The sequence below is a fragment of the Massilia pseudoviolaceinigra genome (assembly GCF_030846505.1).
In the GTDB taxonomy this organism is placed as follows: domain Bacteria; phylum Pseudomonadota; class Gammaproteobacteria; order Burkholderiales; family Burkholderiaceae_D; genus Telluria_A; species Telluria_A violaceinigra.
Map to the genome: position 1 here is coordinate 21639 of NZ_JAVCWL010000035.1, position 16788 is coordinate 38426.

Here is a 16788-nt window from a genome sequence, read left to right on the forward strand (position 1 = left end):
TCTACAAGGGTAGCCGCATGTGCACCGAGCCGTCTTCGGCCGCCTTGCTGATCTCGAACCCGAGCTTGCGCGCCAGTTTGGTGATGCGGGTGTTTTGCGGCAGCGCCTCGCCCACGATCTCGCGCGTGCCGCGGCTGCGGCAGTAGGCGATCAGCTTTTCCATCAGCACCTGGCCCAGCCCCTGCCCTTTCAGGTCGGAGCGCACCGTCACCGCGAATTCGGCGGCGACGTTATCGGGGTCGCACACCACGCGCGCCACGCCGAGCGTTTCGTTCACCCCATCCGGCCCGGGGCGCGTGGCGATGAACGCCATCTCGCGGTCGTAGTCGATCTGGGTGAAGCGCGCCAGCTGCGAGGCGTTCAGTTCGCGTACGCGCACGAACATGCGATAGCGCACATCGTCGTCGCTCAGGGCATTGAAGAAGGTGACGTGGGCCGGGCCATCCTCGGGCTGGATGGGGCGCAGCAGCAGCGATGCGCCGTGCCAGTCGATGCGCTCTTCCAGCTCGTGCGGATAGGGCCGGATCGCCAGCCGGTCCAGGGTGCTGGCCGACTGGTCGGCGATGGCCACCCGCATGCGCGCGTCGAGCGCCAGCGCGCCGTCGCTGTCGACCAGCAGCGGATTGATGTCCAGCTCCACCAGCTCGGGCAGGTCGGCCACCATGTGCGAGACGCGCATCAGGGTGGCGATGATGGCGTCCATGTTGGCGGGCGGGCGGTTGCGGTAGCCGGCCAGCAGCCTGGCCACGCGCGTGCGCGAGATCAGGTCGCGCGCCAGCACCACGTTCAGCGGCGGCAGCGCCACCGCGTGGTCGGCCGTCACTTCCACCGCGATGCCGCCCTGCCCGAACAGGATCACGGGGCCGAACACCGGGTCGGTGGCCACGCCGATGATCAGTTCGTGGGCCTCGGGACGGCGCGCCATCTGCTGCACCGAAAAGCCTTCCAGGCGCGCCTGCGGCTGCAGTTCGGCCAGGCGCTTGTTCATGCGCTGCGCCACCGCGCGCACCGCGTCGGCGTCTTCCAGGTCGAGCGCCACGCCGCCCATGTCGCTCTTGTGGGTGATGTCGGGCGAGAGGATCTTGAGCGCGACCGGAAAGCCGATCTCGCGCGCCGCCGCCACCGCTTCCTCGACCGAGGCCGTGCTGCGCGTCTGCACCACGGCCACCCCGTAGGCGGCCAGCACCGCCTTGGTTTCCGGCTCGCTGAGCAAGGTGCGCCCGGACGCCAGCGCAGCATGTACCAGCGCGCGCGCCGCCGCCGGATTGGCCGCGCCGTCGGCTAGCGCGTCGTCGCAGGCGGCCGGCGGCACCTGCATCAGCAGGTTCTGGTTGCGCCGGTACTGCACGATCTGCAGATAGGCGCTGACCGCTTCCTCCGGCGTGCCGAAGCTGGGAATGCCGGCTTCGGTGAAAATCGCGCGCGCCTCGGCCACGGCGTCGCCGCCCAGCCAGCAGGCCAGGATGTTGCGCGACGAGGCCTTGGCCAGCGGCGCGATCGCGCGCGCGATCTCAAGACTGGGCACGATCGCCGTCGGCGCGTGAATGAACAGGATGGCGTCGGCCTGCGGGTCCTGCAGCACGATGTTCAGGGCGTCGACGTAGCGCTGGACCGGGGCGTCGCCGATGATGTCGACCGGGTTGGCGCCCGACCAGGTGGACGGCAGCACGGCGTCCAGCCTGGCGACGGTGTCGGGCGCGAGCTGCGCCATGCTGCCTTTGCCGCTCACCACGGCATCGGTCGCCATCACGCCGGGGCCGCCGCCATTGGTCAGGATCACCAGGCGCTCGCCGAACAGCGGGCGCGCGTGCGCCAGCGTCGCCACGGCGGCGAACAGGTCTTCGGTGCCGAGCACGCGCAGCATGCCGGCGCGGCGGATGGCGGCATCGTACACGTCGTCGGAGCCGGCCAGCGCGCCGGTGTGCGAGGCAGCCGCCTTGGCGCCTTCGGCCACCCGGCCCGCCTTGAGCACCAGGGTCGGTTTGCTGCGCGCGGCGGCGCGCGCGGCCGACATGAACTTGCGCGCGTGGCGCACGTCTTCCATGTACAGCAGGATGGCGCTGGTGTGCGGGTCGCTCGCCAGATAGTCGAGCAGGTCGCCGAAATCGATGTCGGCGCTGTCGCCCAGCGAAATGAACTTGGAAAAACCGATTCCGCGCGACTTGGCCCAATCGAGCACGCCCGTCACCAGCGCCCCCGATTGCGACACAAAGGCGATTTTTCCGGGCAGCGCGCCGGTGTGCGCGAAGCTGGCATTGAGGCCGATGCCGGGCACCAAGAGGCCCACGCAGTTCGGCCCCAGCAGGCGCAGCGTGTAGGGCCGGGCCGCGTCCAGCGCGGCCTGCCTGAGCGTGCGCCCCTGGCTGTCGTGCAGCGCGCTCAGGCCCGCGGTCAGGATGATGGCCGCACGCGTGCCCGCTTCGCCCAGCTGGCGCACCAGGCCCGGCACGGTGGCCGGCGGCGTGCAGATGATGGCCAGGTCCGGCGCCGCCGGCAGGGCCGACACGCGCGCGTACACGGGCAGCCCGGACAGGGTGTCGTACTTGGGATTGACCGGATAGACCGCGCCGCTGAAACCACCCTCGATGACGTTGCGCAGCACGGTCGCGCCCACGCTGTTGGGACGCGCCGAGGCGCCGATGATGGCCACCGACCGCGGTGCGAACAAGTGCTGCAGATTTCTGACGCTCATGGCGATCCCTTTAGATTGATTCTGACGATGGGCGCACAGCGTAGACGGCCCGGGCGGGGCCGCGCTTGATGTGCATCAAATATAACAAAACAAAGGTTTGCGCAGGGCGAACATCGCTGGACTGCGGCCGTGGCAGGGCCTACGCTGAGGTAACCAAGCCAACAGGAGCCGCCATGCCGTACAAGACCATCCTCGTTCATGCCGATCATTCGCGCCACGCCGAAGCGCGCCTGCAGGCCGCCACCGCGGTGGCGGCGGACTGCAACGCCCATCTGGTGGGCGCGGCCATGAGCGGCGTCTCGCGCTACCTCTACCAGGATGGCGGCACGGACCTGATGCAGACGGTGCTGGCATCCCACCTGGAAGAACTGAACCGGCGCGCCAACGCCGCCCTCGACCACTTCGAGCGGGTCGCCGCCGGCGCCGCCGTGCGCTCGTTCGAGCGGCGCCTGGTCGACGACGAGCCGGCGGCCGCGCTGGCGCTGCAGGCGCGCTATGCCGACCTGGTGGTGGTGAGCCAGTCCGACCCGGACGATCCGGTCGCCCGCATGACGCCCGGCCTGCCCGAATACGTCATGCTGGCCAGCGCGCGCCCGGTGCTGGTGGTGCCGCATGCCGGCCGCTTTCCCGCCATCGGCAGTGAGGCGCTGGTGGCGTGGGACGCTAGCACCGCCGCCACGCGCGCGCTGGCCAATGCCCTGCCGCTGCTCAAGCGCGCGCGCCGCGTCACGGTGGCGGTGTTCAATCCCGATGAAGCGCACGGCCAGCAGCCCGGCGCCGACATCGCCCTGTATCTGGCGCGCCACGGCATCAACGCCGAGGTCATGGCCCAGCGCACCAGCATCGATGTCGGCGAAGCGCTGCTGTCGCTGGCGGCCGATGTCGACGCCAACCTGATCGTCATGGGCTGCTATGGCCATGCGCGCGTGCGCGAACTGCTGCTGGGCGGGGTGACCGCCACCATCCTCAAGTCGATGACGGCGCCGGTGCTGATGTCGCACTAGCACCAGCGGCGGCGGCAGCATCCTGCTGCGCCAGCCACTCGCGCGCCGCGTCCACCGCCGCATCGAGTTCGCGCGCGGCGCGCAGGAACAGGGCCGCGGTGTCGCCGGCCGGCTCGCCCTTGAGCGACTGCTCCAGCTCCAGCGAGGCAGCCGCAAAGCGCTTGGCGCCGACGCTGCCGATCCCGCCGCGCAGCGAGTGGAGCGCCATGGCCGCCTCAAGATCGCGCCCGGCATCCCAGTGCACCCGCGCCTGGTCGAACTGCTGGTGGCCCTCGCCCACCACGCGCCGCACCAGGCTGGCGACCGCCGCCAGGTGCTCCGGATTGCCTTTGGCAATTTCGATCAGGGGCCCGAGGCGCAGCACCGGCAAGGCCGGCGTACCCGGCGCCGCCAGCGCTGGCGCCGCCGGCGCGCCCTCACGCTCCAGCCCCGGCAGGTGGCGCACGATCGCCCTGAGCATCTCTTCGACCTCGATCGGCTTGGCGATGACGTCGTTCATGCCGGCGTCGGCGCAGGCGCGCCGCTCCGACTCGGTCACGCCGGCCGTCAGCGCCAGCACCGGTAACGTCAGGCGCAGGCCGGCGCGGATGCGGCGCGCCGCCGCATAGCCATCCATCACCGGCATCTGGATATCCATCAGCACCAGGTCGTAGGCGCCCGGATTGGCGGCCAGCCGCGCCAGCGCCAGCTGGCCGTTGCCGACGATGTCGAGGCGCGCGCCCACGCTCTCGAGAATGCCGCGCGCGACCACCTGGTTCAGTTCATTGTCTTCGGCCAGCAGCAGGCGCACGCCGTCGAGGCGCACCGTGCTGGCGGCACCGTGCAGGGCCGCCAGCGCACCGGCCGGACGCGCCGCGGCCTGGGCGCGCTGCACCAGCACTTCGTGCACGGTATCGAACAGACTCGAACCGGTGACCGGTTTGCTGAGGATGGCGTCGGCCTGGCCGGCGGCACCGCTGTCCATCAGCTTGCCGCGCCCATAGGCGTTGACCATCAGGGCGATCGGCAGGCGCGCGGCCGGCATGCGTTCGCGCAGCGCGCGCATGGTGGCCGCGCCGTCCATGCCGGGCATCTGCCAGTCGAGCAGCACCACGTCGTAGTGGCGCTGCACGGCGGCGGCGCGCGCCACCATCTCGAGCGCCTCGGCGCCTGAGCCGGCCACCTCGGCTTCCCAGCGCCAGCCGGCGATGGTCTTGGACAGATAGTCGCGGCTGGTGGCGTTGTCGTCCACCACCAGCAGGCGCAGGCTGCCCAGCGGCGCTTCGGGGGCGCTGGCATCCTCCTGGTCGGGCGCAACGCGCAGCGGCAGGCTGACCGTGAACTCGCTGCCGCGCCCCGGGGCGCTATCGAGTTCGATGGTCCCTTTCATCATTTCGGCCAGGTGCTTGGAAATGGTCAGCCCCAGGCCGGTGCCGCCGAAGCGCCGCGTGGTGGACGAGTCGCCCTGGGTGAACGGCGAAAACAGGCGCGCCTGCTGCGCTTGATCCATGCCGATGCCGGTATCGCGCACGCGGATGCGCAAGGTCAGGCGATCGTCCGCGCGCGCGCTGGCGTCGACCAGCACGCTCACTTCGCCGTGCTCGGTGAATTTGATGGCGTTGCCGGCCAGGTTGACCAGCACCTGCTGCAGGCGCAGCGCGTCGCCCACCAGCGCGCGCGGCACGTCCGGCTCGACCCCGATGGCCAGGTCCAGGTCCTTGTCGCCGGCCGACACGCTCATGATGTCGGCCACCGCCGCCAGCACGCCGCCCAGGTCGAAGCGCGCTTCGGCCAGTTCCATGCGCCCGCCCTCGATCTTGGAAAAGTCGAGGATATCGTTCATGATCCCCATCAGCGACTGGCCCGAGCTGCGGATCATGTCGAGGTATTTGCGCTGCTCGGGTTTCAGATCCGTGTGCCCCAGCAGGTAGGTCATGCCGAGCACCGCGTTCATCGGGGTGCGCAGTTCGTGGCTCATATTGGCCACGAACTCGCCCTTGGCGCGGCTGGCGGCCTGGGCGCGGTCGCGCTCGTGTTCGAGTTCGGTGGCGCGCGCGGCAATCTCGCCGGCCAGGCGGCGCCGCTCGCTGATATCGCGCACGAACGCGTTGGCCACGTAGCCGTCGGCGGTATGGAAGGCGGCCACCGACATTTCGATCGGGATCTCGCGCCCGTCGCGGCACAGGGCGGTCACTTCGAGCCGGTTGTTGATGACCGGGCCGGTGCCGCTGCGGGTGAACTGCAGGAAGCCCGCTTCGTGGGCGGCGCGCTGGGCCGGCGGGATGATCAGTTCCGACAGGCGGCGGCCGATGGCCTCGGCCGCGCTCCAGCCGAAGGTGCGCTCGGCCTCGGTATTCCAGTCGCTGATGCAGCCATCGACGCCGATCGCGATGAAGGCGTCGTTCGAGTTCTCCAGAATCACCTTGATGCGGCGCTGCTCGCGCACCAGCTGGGCCAGCAGCGGACGCACCTGGATCAGCAGCATCGACGCGCCCAGCCCGACCAGCGCGATGAGCATGAGCATCAGGGTATTGGCCTTGTTGCGCAGCGGCAGGTAGACGGTATCGAGATTGCTCTTGACCACCACGCCAAGGCCGAACTCGCGGATCGGGGTGTAGGCGGCGAACACGGCCACGCCGCGCAGGTCGCGCGTGACCGTCACCCCCGTATTCCCCAGCAGCGCCCGGTTGATCGGCAGGTTGACCTTGCCGTCGGGCTTGAGCATGGGAATGCGGAAGGTGTTCGGGTAAAAACGGGTGGGCGCGCACAGCGCATCCTTGCCGTCCAGGCTGCACAGCAGCACGTCGGACGAGGGACTGCTGGCGCGGATGCCGGCCAGCAGGCGGTCCACGATCGGCAATTGCTGTTCGGCCAGCATGCGCCCGACGACGCGCTCGCCGTCGCGCACCTCGTTTTCGGTGGCCAGCACGTAGTGACCGGGCCACAGCAGGCGGGCGCGCTGGCCGCTGGTGACCAGCGGCTGCCCCGCACCCGTGCCAGGCTCGGTGAACACACCGATGGAGGCGAGCACCCTGCCGTCGAGGCTCTCGAAACGCAGCGCGCTGATACCGGCGTTCATGAAACTGCCGGCAGCCTGCAGCAGCGCGGCGCGCGCGGGGGCATCGTCGGCGCCGGCGGCCAGGCGCGTCACCGGCCCCGTGACCGAGGGCCGGCTGGCGATGGTGCGCGGGAACCACAGGCTCGTTTCAAGCGAGTTGCCGACCGTGGCGGCGCTGCTGACGGCTGACAAGCGCATATTGTCGGAAATCGATTCCTCATAGCTGTCGCGCATGGCGGCAAAACCGGCCGCGCCGGCGCTCGCGGCCACCAGCGCCACCACCGCAATGGCGCGCGCGGTGATGCGGTTTTCCTTGTCCAGGACATCCCCGCGCACGGTGACGGTATTGCGCAGCGACCACAGGCCCAGCCCCAGCACGCTCATCCCGACGGCGGTGGGCGTGACCATGGCATTGTAGGCCGCCAGGCGGTACAGCACTTCGAGCTTGAGGAAGTAGCCGGCCAGGGCCGCCAGACCGAGTCCGGTCACGCCGGCCGCGCAGAAGGTCAGCAGGCCGGCCTGGCGCCGGCTGCGCCGCGGCAGGCGGATCAGGCGCAAGGCCATCCCGGCCAGCAGGAAGCCGATGCAGGTATTCGGCGCCACGCGCCCGGGATGGGGGGTGCTGGCGGTGGGCGCGGTGGGCACGCGCACGAAGTCGATTCCCAGGTTCAGGCCGGTGATGTGCTCGACCAGCACCAGCGCGGGCAGCACCAGCAGCAGCAGCACGCAGGCGTGCCACAGCGGCGCGTGCCAGCTCTTCGGGCGGGCGCGCGGCAGCACCAGGCAGCAGCATACGCCGGCGGCGATGAACAGGATCGGGCTGTTGATGCCCATCTGGGCCGAACCGGGGATCAGGGTGGCGATCGTGTTGCTGTTGAAAATCCAGCGCACCGCTACAAGCGTGCCCAGCAAGCCGACGAACAGGCCGGCGATTTGTTCGGCCGAGAAGACGAATTTTTTCATGGGGAAGCCAGGGTGCGGACCGGTAAAGATTACCACATGAAAATGCGCACAGCTATCAGCCCCGAGCGTTGTATTCCAGCCACGCGTATTGATGAGATCGTACTGTCGAGCTTGATGGCGGCCCCGGGGCATCACCCGGGCGCCGGAACCGGTTAAACTGATGCCTATGAACAATTCTCGAAAAGTCGCCGGCGTCGCCGGCATCGTCAGCGTGCTGTGGGTGGGCGTGACGGCGGCCATCGCGGCCAGCCAGCGCCGCCTGGTCTTCAATCCGACCGTCAAGCGCGAAGTCGACAATCCGCGCAGCAGCGGTCACCGCACGCGCGCCATCGTGCTGCGCGCGCGCGACGGCACCAAGCTGTCGGGCTGGCTGATGACGCCCCAGATTCCCGGTCCGCACCCGGCCGTGGTGTATTTCGGCGGCCGCTCGGAAGAAGTGTCGTGGGTGGTGCGCGACGCCGGCAAGCTGTTTCCCGGCATGGCCGTGCTGGCCATTAATTACCGCGGTTACGGCAATTCGCATGGCGAACCGGCCGAAGCCCACATGGTCGAAGATGGCCGCCTGCTGTTCGACTGGCTGGCCGAGCGCGCCCACGTCGATCCGCAGCGGGTGGCGGTGGTCGGGCGCAGCCTCGGTTCCGGGGTGGCGGTGCAGGTGGCGCTGGAGCGAGCGGTGCATTCGCTGGTGCTGATCACGCCCTACGATTCGATTCTGGCCATTGCCAAGCGCAAGTTCCGCGCGGTGCCGGTCGAGTACGTGCTGCGCCACCGTTTCGAGTCGGTCAAATACGCCTCCTCGCTGAACGCGCCGACTTACGTCCTGCGCGCCGCCTTCGACGACATCGTGCCGCATTCGCATACCGACCTGCTGGTGGCCCAGCTGGGCAAGCTGCACCTGGACGAAACCGTGCCCGATTCGGACCACATGAACATTCCCTACCTGGAAGCGACCCAGGAGCGCATCGCCGCGTTCCTGAGCGCCCGATTTGCCCAGCCGATCGAGGGCATTCCACTCGCTACCGCCCTGCCCGCGCAAGCCGTCAGCGCCGGCAAGACGCTGTAGGGCGCGCCCGATTCAGCGCCGGCGGCGCCGCGCCAGTGCCAGTCCCAGCACCGCCGTCCCGGCCAGGGTCAGGGTCAGGCTGCCCGGTTCCGGCACCGGGCTGGGCGGAACCACATTTTCGAAGCGCAGATTGTCGAGCGCCAGCGCGCCGTTGACGACCGGCAAGGTGCGAAACACCACGCGGTCGAAGCCGGACAGGAATTCGATGCCGATGAAGGAACCGGCGATGCCGTCGCCGCCGGTGTCGAAGAAGGTGCTGCCGACCAGGGTATTGCCGAGGTAGGCGTCGATGAAGGTGTCATCTTCCGGATTGGTGCTCGCGTCCGCGCCGAGCCGGGTGATCACCGACGAAAACACGATGCTGCCGTCGATCTCGGGCGAGCCGTCGATGAACTTGATCGCCACCCGGCTCGGCGGCGCCGGCGAGGTCGCATACACGTCGAGGTCGAAATTGACGAAGGTCGCGCCCAGCGGCGCGTACTGGCTGCCGATCGGACCGGCAACGGCATCCTCGAAATCGATCAGGGTCGGGGCGGTGAAGCCGCCGGCGCCGATCACGCCGGCCTGCGCCGTTCCGGCCAGCAATAGCGCCATGCAAGCCGCGACGGTCATTTTTCCTATCATATATTCTCCAATCTTCTTATGAGCAAAGCTGTCACAAGGCGAAGCAATATGCGTACCCGCAACATGTAGTCAATCTTTTCAGCGACTTAGCGCAACACTAACGGTTTCTTCCAGCTCTGCTGTAAAGAATGCCGACATGGCCGGTGATATAATCTTGTCTTCCGAACAGCTTTCCCAGCCGCCGGATTCGACAACCTACCCCCAGCGCCCATGCCCGTCCTGCTCAACGACCTGCCCCGGCAACGCATCCTGTCGGTCGACGCCTTTCGCGGCCTCACCTTCGTTCTCATGCTTTTCGTCAATTACCTGGCCGCTGCGCGCGGCGTGCCCGCCTGGCTGCTGCACGTCGATGGCGGGGCCGACGGCATGGGCCTGGCCGATATCGTGTTTCCCGGCTTCCTGTTTGCGGTGGGCATGTCGATTCCCTTCGGCGTGAACAGCCGCATCGCGCGCGGCGACGCTGCGCTGCGGGTGTTCGGCCATACGGCTTACCGGGCGCTGGCCCTGATCGTGATGGGCGTGTTCATGGTCAATGCCGAGTCCGGTTACAGCGAGCAAGCCATGCGCATGCCGATCGCGGCATGGTCGCTGGCGTTCTACGCGGCCGTGCTGCTGGTGTGGGGCGTGTACCGCTTCGACAACGCCTTGTTGAACCGCTGCCTGCGCGCGCTCGGCGTGGCGCTGCTGGCGGCGCTGGCCCTGCTCTGGCGCGGCGCCGACGGCACCAGCATGATGACGCCGCAGTGGTGGGGCATCCTCGGCCTGATCGGCTGGGCCTACCTGGCCGGCGCCGTGCTGTACCAGCTGGCGCGCGGGCAACTGACGCTGCTGCTGGGCGCCATGCTGGCCTGCCTGAGCCTGTACATGCTCGCCACCCGCAGCGGCACCGGCACGGCGCTGGCCGGGCATGCCATCCACAGCCTCATCGTGCTGGCCGGGCTGGTATGCGCGCTGCTGTTTTTCGACGGCCAACGCCCTGCTTCGCTGCGCCTGCGCCATGGCGCCGCCTTCGCGGCCGTGCTGGGGGGCGCGGCCTGGGTGCTGCACCGCTGGTACCCGGTCTCGAAGATCGGCGCCACCCCGCCCTGGGCCTTGTATTGCGGCGCACTGTGCGTGGCGCTGTTCGCCCTGCTGTACTGGCTGGTGGAAGTGCGCGCGGCGCGGCGCTGGACGGTGCTGGTCGAACCGGCCGCGACCAGCCCGCTGATCACCTATCTGCTGCCGTTCGCCATCGGCGCCGTCATCAGCCTGGCCGGAGCCCATTTCCGGCCCGCCCTGGTCGAAGGCAATAGCGCATTGCTGGCCGCGGCCGTGTTTACAGCCACGATGGTGCTGGTGGTTGCGCGCCTGAACATACATAATTGCAAGCTCAAGATTTAAGCATGGAGGAACGATGTCGCACACAATCCGCATGAACAAGCTCAGCCGGGCCCTGGCCCTCGCGGCCGCCTTCGGCGCCGGTGCCGCGCATGCCGCCGGACCGGTCCAGGTCGGCTCGTACTACACGGCCTGGAGCACCGAACAAGGCTTTCGCCTGAAACAGCTCGACCAGGCCGGCGTGGCCGCCCGCTTCACGTTCCTGAACTACGCCTTCGCCAATCTGTACAAGATGCCGGACGACACCTACCGCTGCGCTAGCGGGCGCGACATCAAGGATGCGGCCGACGGCGCCGGCATGCGCGCCACGCTCGACTACGCGCACCACTTCAGTGCCAGCGAATCGGTCGACGGCAGCGCCGATGGTCCGTCCCAGCCGCTGGCGGGCAACTTCAACCAGCTGCGCCAGCTCAAGGCCAGGCATCCCAAGCTGAAGGTGATGCTGGCCATCGGCGGCGCCGAATGGTCGCGCTGGTTCTCGGCCGGCGCCGCCACCGCGCCGCTGCGGCGCGCGCTGGTATCGTCCTGCATCGACATGTACATCAAGGGCGACCTGCCGCTGCTCAACGGCCATGGCGGCAAGGGCGCCGCGGCCGGCCTGTTCGACGGCTTCGACATCGACTGGGAATATCCGGGCGTGCCGCTGATGGCGTACAACACCATCAGCCCGGCGGACAAGCAGAATTTCACCCTGCTGCTGGCGGAGTTCCGCAGCCAGCTCACTGCGCTGGGCAAGAAGCAGCGCAAGAAATACTACCTGACGGCGGCCGTCAACAGCGGCGCGAAAACCACCGATGCCACCGAGCCGGACAAGTACAGCAAGTCGCTCGACTGGATCAACCTGATGACCTACGATTTCACCGGCGGCTGGAACAAGCAGGGCCCGACCGGCTTTCACTCGAACCTGTACGCCGACCCGGGCAGCCCCGACACCGACAAGCAGAGCGTCCACAGCGGCGTGCAGCGCTTTTTGAAAGCCGGCGTGCCGGCCAAGAAACTGGTCATCGGCGTGCCCTTCTACGCGCGCGGCTGGAGCGGCGTGCCGCCGGCGCGCTACGGCCTGTACCAGAGCGCGGGCGCGCCGGCGCGCGGCTTCGAGGAAGGCACCGAGAAATACTCGACCCTCGCCGCGCGCAAGACGCCCAAGTTCTACCATCCGGTCAGCAAGCAGCTGTGGACCTACGATAACGGCATTTTCTGGACCTATGACGATCCGCTGGTGATCAAGGAAAAGGCCGCCTACGTGCGCGACAACCGCCTGGGCGGCATGATGTCGTGGGCGCTGGACCAGGACGATGCCGAGTTTTCGCTGTCCAAAGCCATGCTCGAGGCGCAGTGACGGCCGGCCCTCCGGCGCGCGTGCGCAAGGTCGTGGTCCTGTTCGCGCACGCGGCGCCGCAGCGCTCGCGCGTGAACCGCCGCCTGGCCGAGGCGGCGCGCAAGGTGCCCGGGGTCGAGCTGGTGGACCTGTACAACACTTACCCCGACTTTTACATCGACGTGGCGGCCGAGCAGGACAACCTGGCCGATGCCAGCACACTGGTGTTCCTGCAGCCGATCCAGTGGTACGGCATGCCGGCCCTGCTCAAGGAATGGGTCGACATGGTGCTGGTGCCCGGCTGGGCCTACGGCGCCGGCGCCAGCGCGCTGCAGGGCAAGGGTTTCTGGCTGGTGGCCTCGACCGGCAGCCCGCTTGATGCCTACGCGCCGGGCGCCACCCACGGTCACCCGTTCGAGGCGTTCCTGCCGCCCTATCGCCAGATTGCCGCCCTGTGCGGCATGGACTGGATCGATCCGCACATCCTGCATGCCGCCCACCGGGCCAGCGAGGAGGCGCTGGACGCCCACGTCGACGCCTTTGCCGCCCGCCTGACCGCGCTGGCCAGCGCCTGAACACCCCTTAGAAAGCTTTGCGACGATGGAACACGGTTTGCTGCTTAACGCATTGATCTACCTGGCGGCGGCGGTGATCGCCGTACCGATCGCCAAAAAACTGGGCCTCGGCGCCGTGCTCGGCTACCTGCTGGCCGGCATCGCCATCGGACCCTGGGGACTGGGCCTGATCGGCGAGGTCGAAGACATCCTGCACATTTCCGAATTCGGCGTGGTGCTGCTGCTGTTCGTGATCGGCCTCGAACTCGAACCGAAGCGCCTGTGGGCCATGCGGCGCGCCATTTTCGGGCGCGGCGCGGCCCAGGTGCTGGGCGTCACCGGCGCCCTGTGCGCGGCCGCCATGCTGGCCGGCATCGACTGGAAGGTGGCCCTGATTGCCTCCCTCGGGCTGTCGCTGTCGTCGACCGCGATCGCGCTGGCCACCCTGGACGAGCGCAACCTGATGACCACCCCGACCGGCTCGGCCAGCTTCGCCATCTTGCTGTTCCAGGACATGGCCGCCATTCCCATGATCGCCGTGGTGCCGCTGCTGGGCGTGGCCGCCGCCGAAGGAACCGAACAGGGCTGGCTGGGCGCGCTCAAGGTGGTTGCCGTCATCGGCGGCCTGATCTTCGCCGGGCGCCACCTGGTGCGCCCGCTGCTGCGCATCATCGTCAAGACCGGCCTGCGCGAGATATTCACGGCCTTCGCGCTGCTGCTGGTCATTGCGATTGCGCTCCTGATGCAGTGGGTCGGCATGTCGATGGCGCTGGGCGCCTTCATGGCCGGCATGCTGCTGGCCGACTCCGAGTATCGCCACGCGCTCGAGACCGATCTGGAGCCGTTCAAGGGCTTGCTGCTGGGGCTGTTTTTCATCGCGGTCGGCATGTCGGTCGACTTCGGCGTGTTCATGGCGCAGCCGTGGCTGATCCTGGGACTGGTGGCGGCCTTCTTGTGCATCAAGATCGCGGTGCTGTACGGGATCAGCAAGCTGGCCGAGATTGCGCGCAGCCAGCAGGCGCTGTTCGCCTTCATCTTGTCGCAGGGCGGGGAGTTTGCCTTCGTCGTGTTCGGCGCGGCCGAGGCGGCCAAGGTGTTCAGCGCCGAGGTGGCGTCCATCCTGGTGGTCGTGGTGGCGCTGTCGATGGTGGTCACGCCGCTGCTGCTGATCGCCCACGACCGCCTGATCGCGCCGCGCTACCGCGCCGACAAGAAGCGCCAGGCCGACAAGATCGCTCCCAACGACGAGCATGTGATCATTGCCGGCTTCGGGCGCTTCGGCCAGATCGTCGGACGCCTGCTGACCGCCAACGGCGTCAAGCTCACCGTGCTCGACCACGACCCGGACCAGATCGACCTGGTGCGCCGCTTCGGCAGCGAAGTGTTTTACGGCGACGTGACCCGCATCGACCTGCTGCACGCGGCCGGCGCGGCAAGGGCCCGCGCGCTGGTGGTGGCGGTCGACGATATCGACGACAGCCTGAAGCTGGTCGATGCGGTGCGGCGCACCTTTCCGGACCTGAAGATCATGGCGCGGGCGCGCAACGTGACCCATTATTTCGACCTGCGCGACCGCGGCGTGACCATCATCCAGCGCGAAACGTTCGAAGCGGCGCTGATGCTGGGGCGCGAGGTGTTGAACGAGCTCGGGTTCGGCGCTTACCAGGCGCGTCAGGCGGCCAGCAAGTTCCGCATGTTCAACCTGCGCAGTCTGGACAAGATGTATCCGTATTACAAGGACAAGGAACAGTTCCTGTCGGTGGCCAAGCAGGCGCGCGAGGAACTCGAAGCCATGTTCGCGCTCGACGCCGAACTGACCGCCGAGGAAAACAAGAATGGGTGGGATGGGACGTAGCCAGTACCGGTCGCGCAGGAAAGGTCCTGGCACCGGTCACCAATCTTCCACGGCCGCTCGCCGTGGCCAGCCATCTTGCAGGGAAATCGCGTCGATATTGAACCAGACCGGATGGACGTGGTCAAACGATATAACAAGCCGCTCGCTACCTGGGAAGGATCGCCCATGACTTGACGTGCGCGTCTTTCGCACAGGAGCGGCGGCATGGCTCGACTATTCCCGATAAGGAGGTGCACCATGGCATTCGTTAGGGATAGAAAAACGCTGTTGGCAATCAACCGCCGTGCGGCCGAAATGCTGCGCGAGATGGACAAGCGCGGCGACGTTTTCACATCCCCCGGGAAAGCGCCGCCCGGGCCATGCGGTTCCGAGGCCGTTGCGGCGGACGCCGATCTGTGGCCGTCGCCAACGACCCAGCTCAGCCTTGAAGAAATACGGGAAGCGATCAGCGACGGGCGGAGACTTTAGCAAATGCATTTCTTGACGCAACGCTTGAATCGAGCAAGGCAAGGCTGCAAGCCGAATTCATGACAACGGCGATTGGTCAACAGTTGGCCACGATCCTTGCCCATCAACGTGCACGCAAAGGGCTCACCGGCTGGCTCAAGGACGTGAGCGCCAATCTGAGTGTGAATGTCCTGACGATCCTGTTCATTGCAGCGCTGGTTTTCGGCTACCGTCTCCTTGATGGCTGGCTGAACCATCTGAGCACGCAGACCGGTGTCAGTTCCACTTAAAAATCCGGTCGGCCCGCGCTTGCCGACTGGGCCGGCGACCCTGTCATCGCCGCGTTGACCGGTACATAACGGCCCGACACTGCCCGCCGCGACGGCGGGCAGTGTCCCGCTGGCCCGCTTGCGGCCGATCACGTGTTGAAAGCCCTTCCCCCGCTGCATCCATGTCAGCCTCGCTGTACTTACCGCTGTCGCCACCAGCGATGTAGAATCGCGCTCACCGGCATTTCAATAACGATAACAACCCCACGTCCATGAACATCCCTGAAAAACTCCGCTCCATCAAAGCCTCGCTCTCCGAACGCAGCCGCGAACGCAAGCGCCTGCGCGGCCCCGCCGACCTGAACTACGCCATCGCCGATTCGATCGAACTGCTCGACGCCGGCGCCTGGCAGGCCCTGGCGGAGCACGCCGGCTTCTTCATGTCCTTCGCCTACCTCAAGTCGCTCGAACAGGTACTGCCGCACAACCTGTCGCCGCGCTACGCCCTGATCTACAGCGGCGCCGGCGCCGAGCGCATGCCGGTCGCGGCCGTGTACATGCAGATCGCCGACCTCAACCTGGCGCAGGCGCGGCCGGCCAAGAGCCAGGCTGTCTCCACGCGCCCCGCCCCGCTCGACGAGCTGGCGAAAAAGACCACCCAGCGCATCCTCAGCTGCGGCAACCTGCTGACCTTCGGCCAGCACGGCATCGCCATGGCGCCCGACGCCGACCCCAAGCTGGCCTGGCATGGCGTGGCCGAAGTGCTGTACCGCGTGCGCCAGGCCGACAAGCTGGTCGGCAAGACCCACTTCATCATGATCAAGGACTTGCACGCGCCCCACACCGATCATGCGGCCCATCTGGAACACCTGAGCTACCGTTACGTGGAAACGGAACCGAACATGGTGCTGGCCCTGCAGGACGACTGGAAGCACTACGACGACTACCTGGCCAGCCTGGCCTCCAAGTACCGCAGCGGCGTGCGTAACGCCGTCTTCAAGACCCTGGACGAGGCGGCCTGCACGCTCGAACAGTTAAGCGACCTGGACGCCGTGCGCGAGCAGATTCACGGGCTCTACAAGGAAGTGCAGGTCAACGCCGGCTTCCGCCCGTTCGAACTGCGCCCCGAGTATTTCCCGGCGCTGCAAAAGGCGGCTGGCGAGCGCTTCCGCTGCAGCGTACTCAAGCGCGATGGAGAGATGCTCGGTTTCCTGATCTCGGTGGCCGATGGCGACACCTCGATCGCCTACCACATCGGCTTTAACCGCGCGGCGGCGGCCGACCTGCCGATCTATCTGCGGCTGCTGCACGCCGGCATCGCCGACGCCTTGTCGATGGGCTGCAAGCAGGTGTCGTTCGGCCGCACCGCGCTCGAACCGAAAGCGGCCCTGGGCGCCAAGCCGCAGACCTTCGGCATCCTGGTGCGGCACCGCCAGCCGGTGCTCAACAAGATGATCAAGCATCTGCTGCTGGGCATCGAGCATGATGACGCGCCCGAACGCAGTCCATTCAAGAAGCCGGCCAAGGTCGCCTGAGCAGCGGGAAAAAACGACATGGCGTCTGCCTGATGGGGAGGCATGACGCC

The 16788-nt window shown here is 67.7% G+C and carries 11 protein-coding genes; 8 read left to right on the forward strand and 3 right to left on the reverse strand.

Annotated features, from left to right (window positions below):
- Position 1 precedes the first annotated feature (1 nt).
- Positions 2-2692 (reverse strand): bifunctional acetate--CoA ligase family protein/GNAT family N-acetyltransferase, encoded by a 2691-nt coding sequence (locus RBA40_RS27090; protein WP_306651422.1) that lies wholly within the window; start codon positions 2690-2692, stop codon positions 2-4.
- A 173-nt stretch (positions 2693-2865) separates the two neighbouring features.
- On the opposite strand from RBA40_RS27090, the gene RBA40_RS27095 reads away from it, so the two are divergent.
- Positions 2866-3696: a universal stress protein gene (locus RBA40_RS27095; RefSeq protein ID WP_306651424.1), complete on the forward strand. Its 831-nt coding sequence runs from the start codon at positions 2866-2868 to the stop codon at positions 3694-3696.
- Here RBA40_RS27095 and RBA40_RS27100 read toward each other — a convergent pair.
- On the reverse strand, positions 3659-7696 hold the full coding sequence (locus RBA40_RS27100) for a response regulator (RefSeq protein ID WP_306651425.1): 4038 nt from the start codon (positions 7694-7696) through the stop codon (positions 3659-3661). The two genes, RBA40_RS27095 and RBA40_RS27100, sit on opposite strands and share 38 nt — an antisense overlap.
- 166 nt (positions 7697-7862) lie before the next feature.
- Between RBA40_RS27100 and RBA40_RS27105 the strand changes: the two genes are divergently transcribed.
- Positions 7863-8759 carry an alpha/beta hydrolase gene (locus tag RBA40_RS27105; protein ID WP_306651427.1) on the forward strand — a complete coding sequence of 299 codons (897 nt, stop codon included), beginning with the start codon at positions 7863-7865 and terminating at the stop codon, positions 8757-8759.
- A 12-nt stretch (positions 8760-8771) separates the two neighbouring features.
- Here RBA40_RS27105 and RBA40_RS27110 read toward each other — a convergent pair whose 3' ends face one another.
- A complete protein-coding gene (locus RBA40_RS27110; RefSeq protein ID WP_306651429.1) occupies positions 8772-9383 on the reverse strand; it encodes a PEP-CTERM sorting domain-containing protein in 612 nt (203 codons plus the stop codon).
- Between the two features lie 210 nt (positions 9384-9593).
- Here RBA40_RS27110 and RBA40_RS27115 point away from each other — a divergent pair, with 210 nt between their 5' ends.
- The 6 genes from RBA40_RS27115 to RBA40_RS27140 all read left to right on the forward strand — a co-directional run bounded on the left by RBA40_RS27115 (position 9594) and on the right by RBA40_RS27140 (position 16738).
- The gene (locus RBA40_RS27115; RefSeq protein WP_306651431.1) at positions 9594-10763 is read left to right on the forward strand and encodes a DUF5009 domain-containing protein; all 1170 of its coding nucleotides are present in this window, start codon (positions 9594-9596) and stop codon (positions 10761-10763) included.
- A gap of 13 nt (positions 10764-10776) precedes the next feature.
- Positions 10777-12099, forward strand: a complete 1323-nt coding sequence (locus RBA40_RS27120) for a glycoside hydrolase family 18 protein (protein WP_306651433.1) — start codon at positions 10777-10779, stop codon at positions 12097-12099.
- Positions 12096-12653, forward strand: a complete 558-nt coding sequence (gene kefF / locus RBA40_RS27125; RefSeq protein ID WP_306651434.1) for a glutathione-regulated potassium-efflux system oxidoreductase KefF — start codon at positions 12096-12098, stop codon at positions 12651-12653. Before RBA40_RS27120 ends, kefF begins: the two co-directional genes overlap by 4 nt.
- 25 nt (positions 12654-12678) lie before the next feature.
- On the forward strand, positions 12679-14487 hold the full coding sequence (kefC, locus tag RBA40_RS27130) for a glutathione-regulated potassium-efflux system protein KefC (protein WP_306651436.1): 1809 nt from the start codon (positions 12679-12681) through the stop codon (positions 14485-14487).
- Positions 14488-15014: 527 nt separating this feature from the next.
- The gene (locus RBA40_RS27135) at positions 15015-15224 is read left to right on the forward strand and encodes a hypothetical protein (RefSeq protein WP_306651437.1); all 210 of its coding nucleotides are present in this window, start codon (positions 15015-15017) and stop codon (positions 15222-15224) included.
- A gap of 251 nt (positions 15225-15475) precedes the next feature.
- Positions 15476-16738, forward strand: a complete 1263-nt coding sequence (locus RBA40_RS27140) for a GNAT family N-acetyltransferase (protein WP_306651438.1) — start codon at positions 15476-15478, stop codon at positions 16736-16738.
- The last annotated feature ends 50 nt before the right edge of the window (positions 16739-16788 follow it).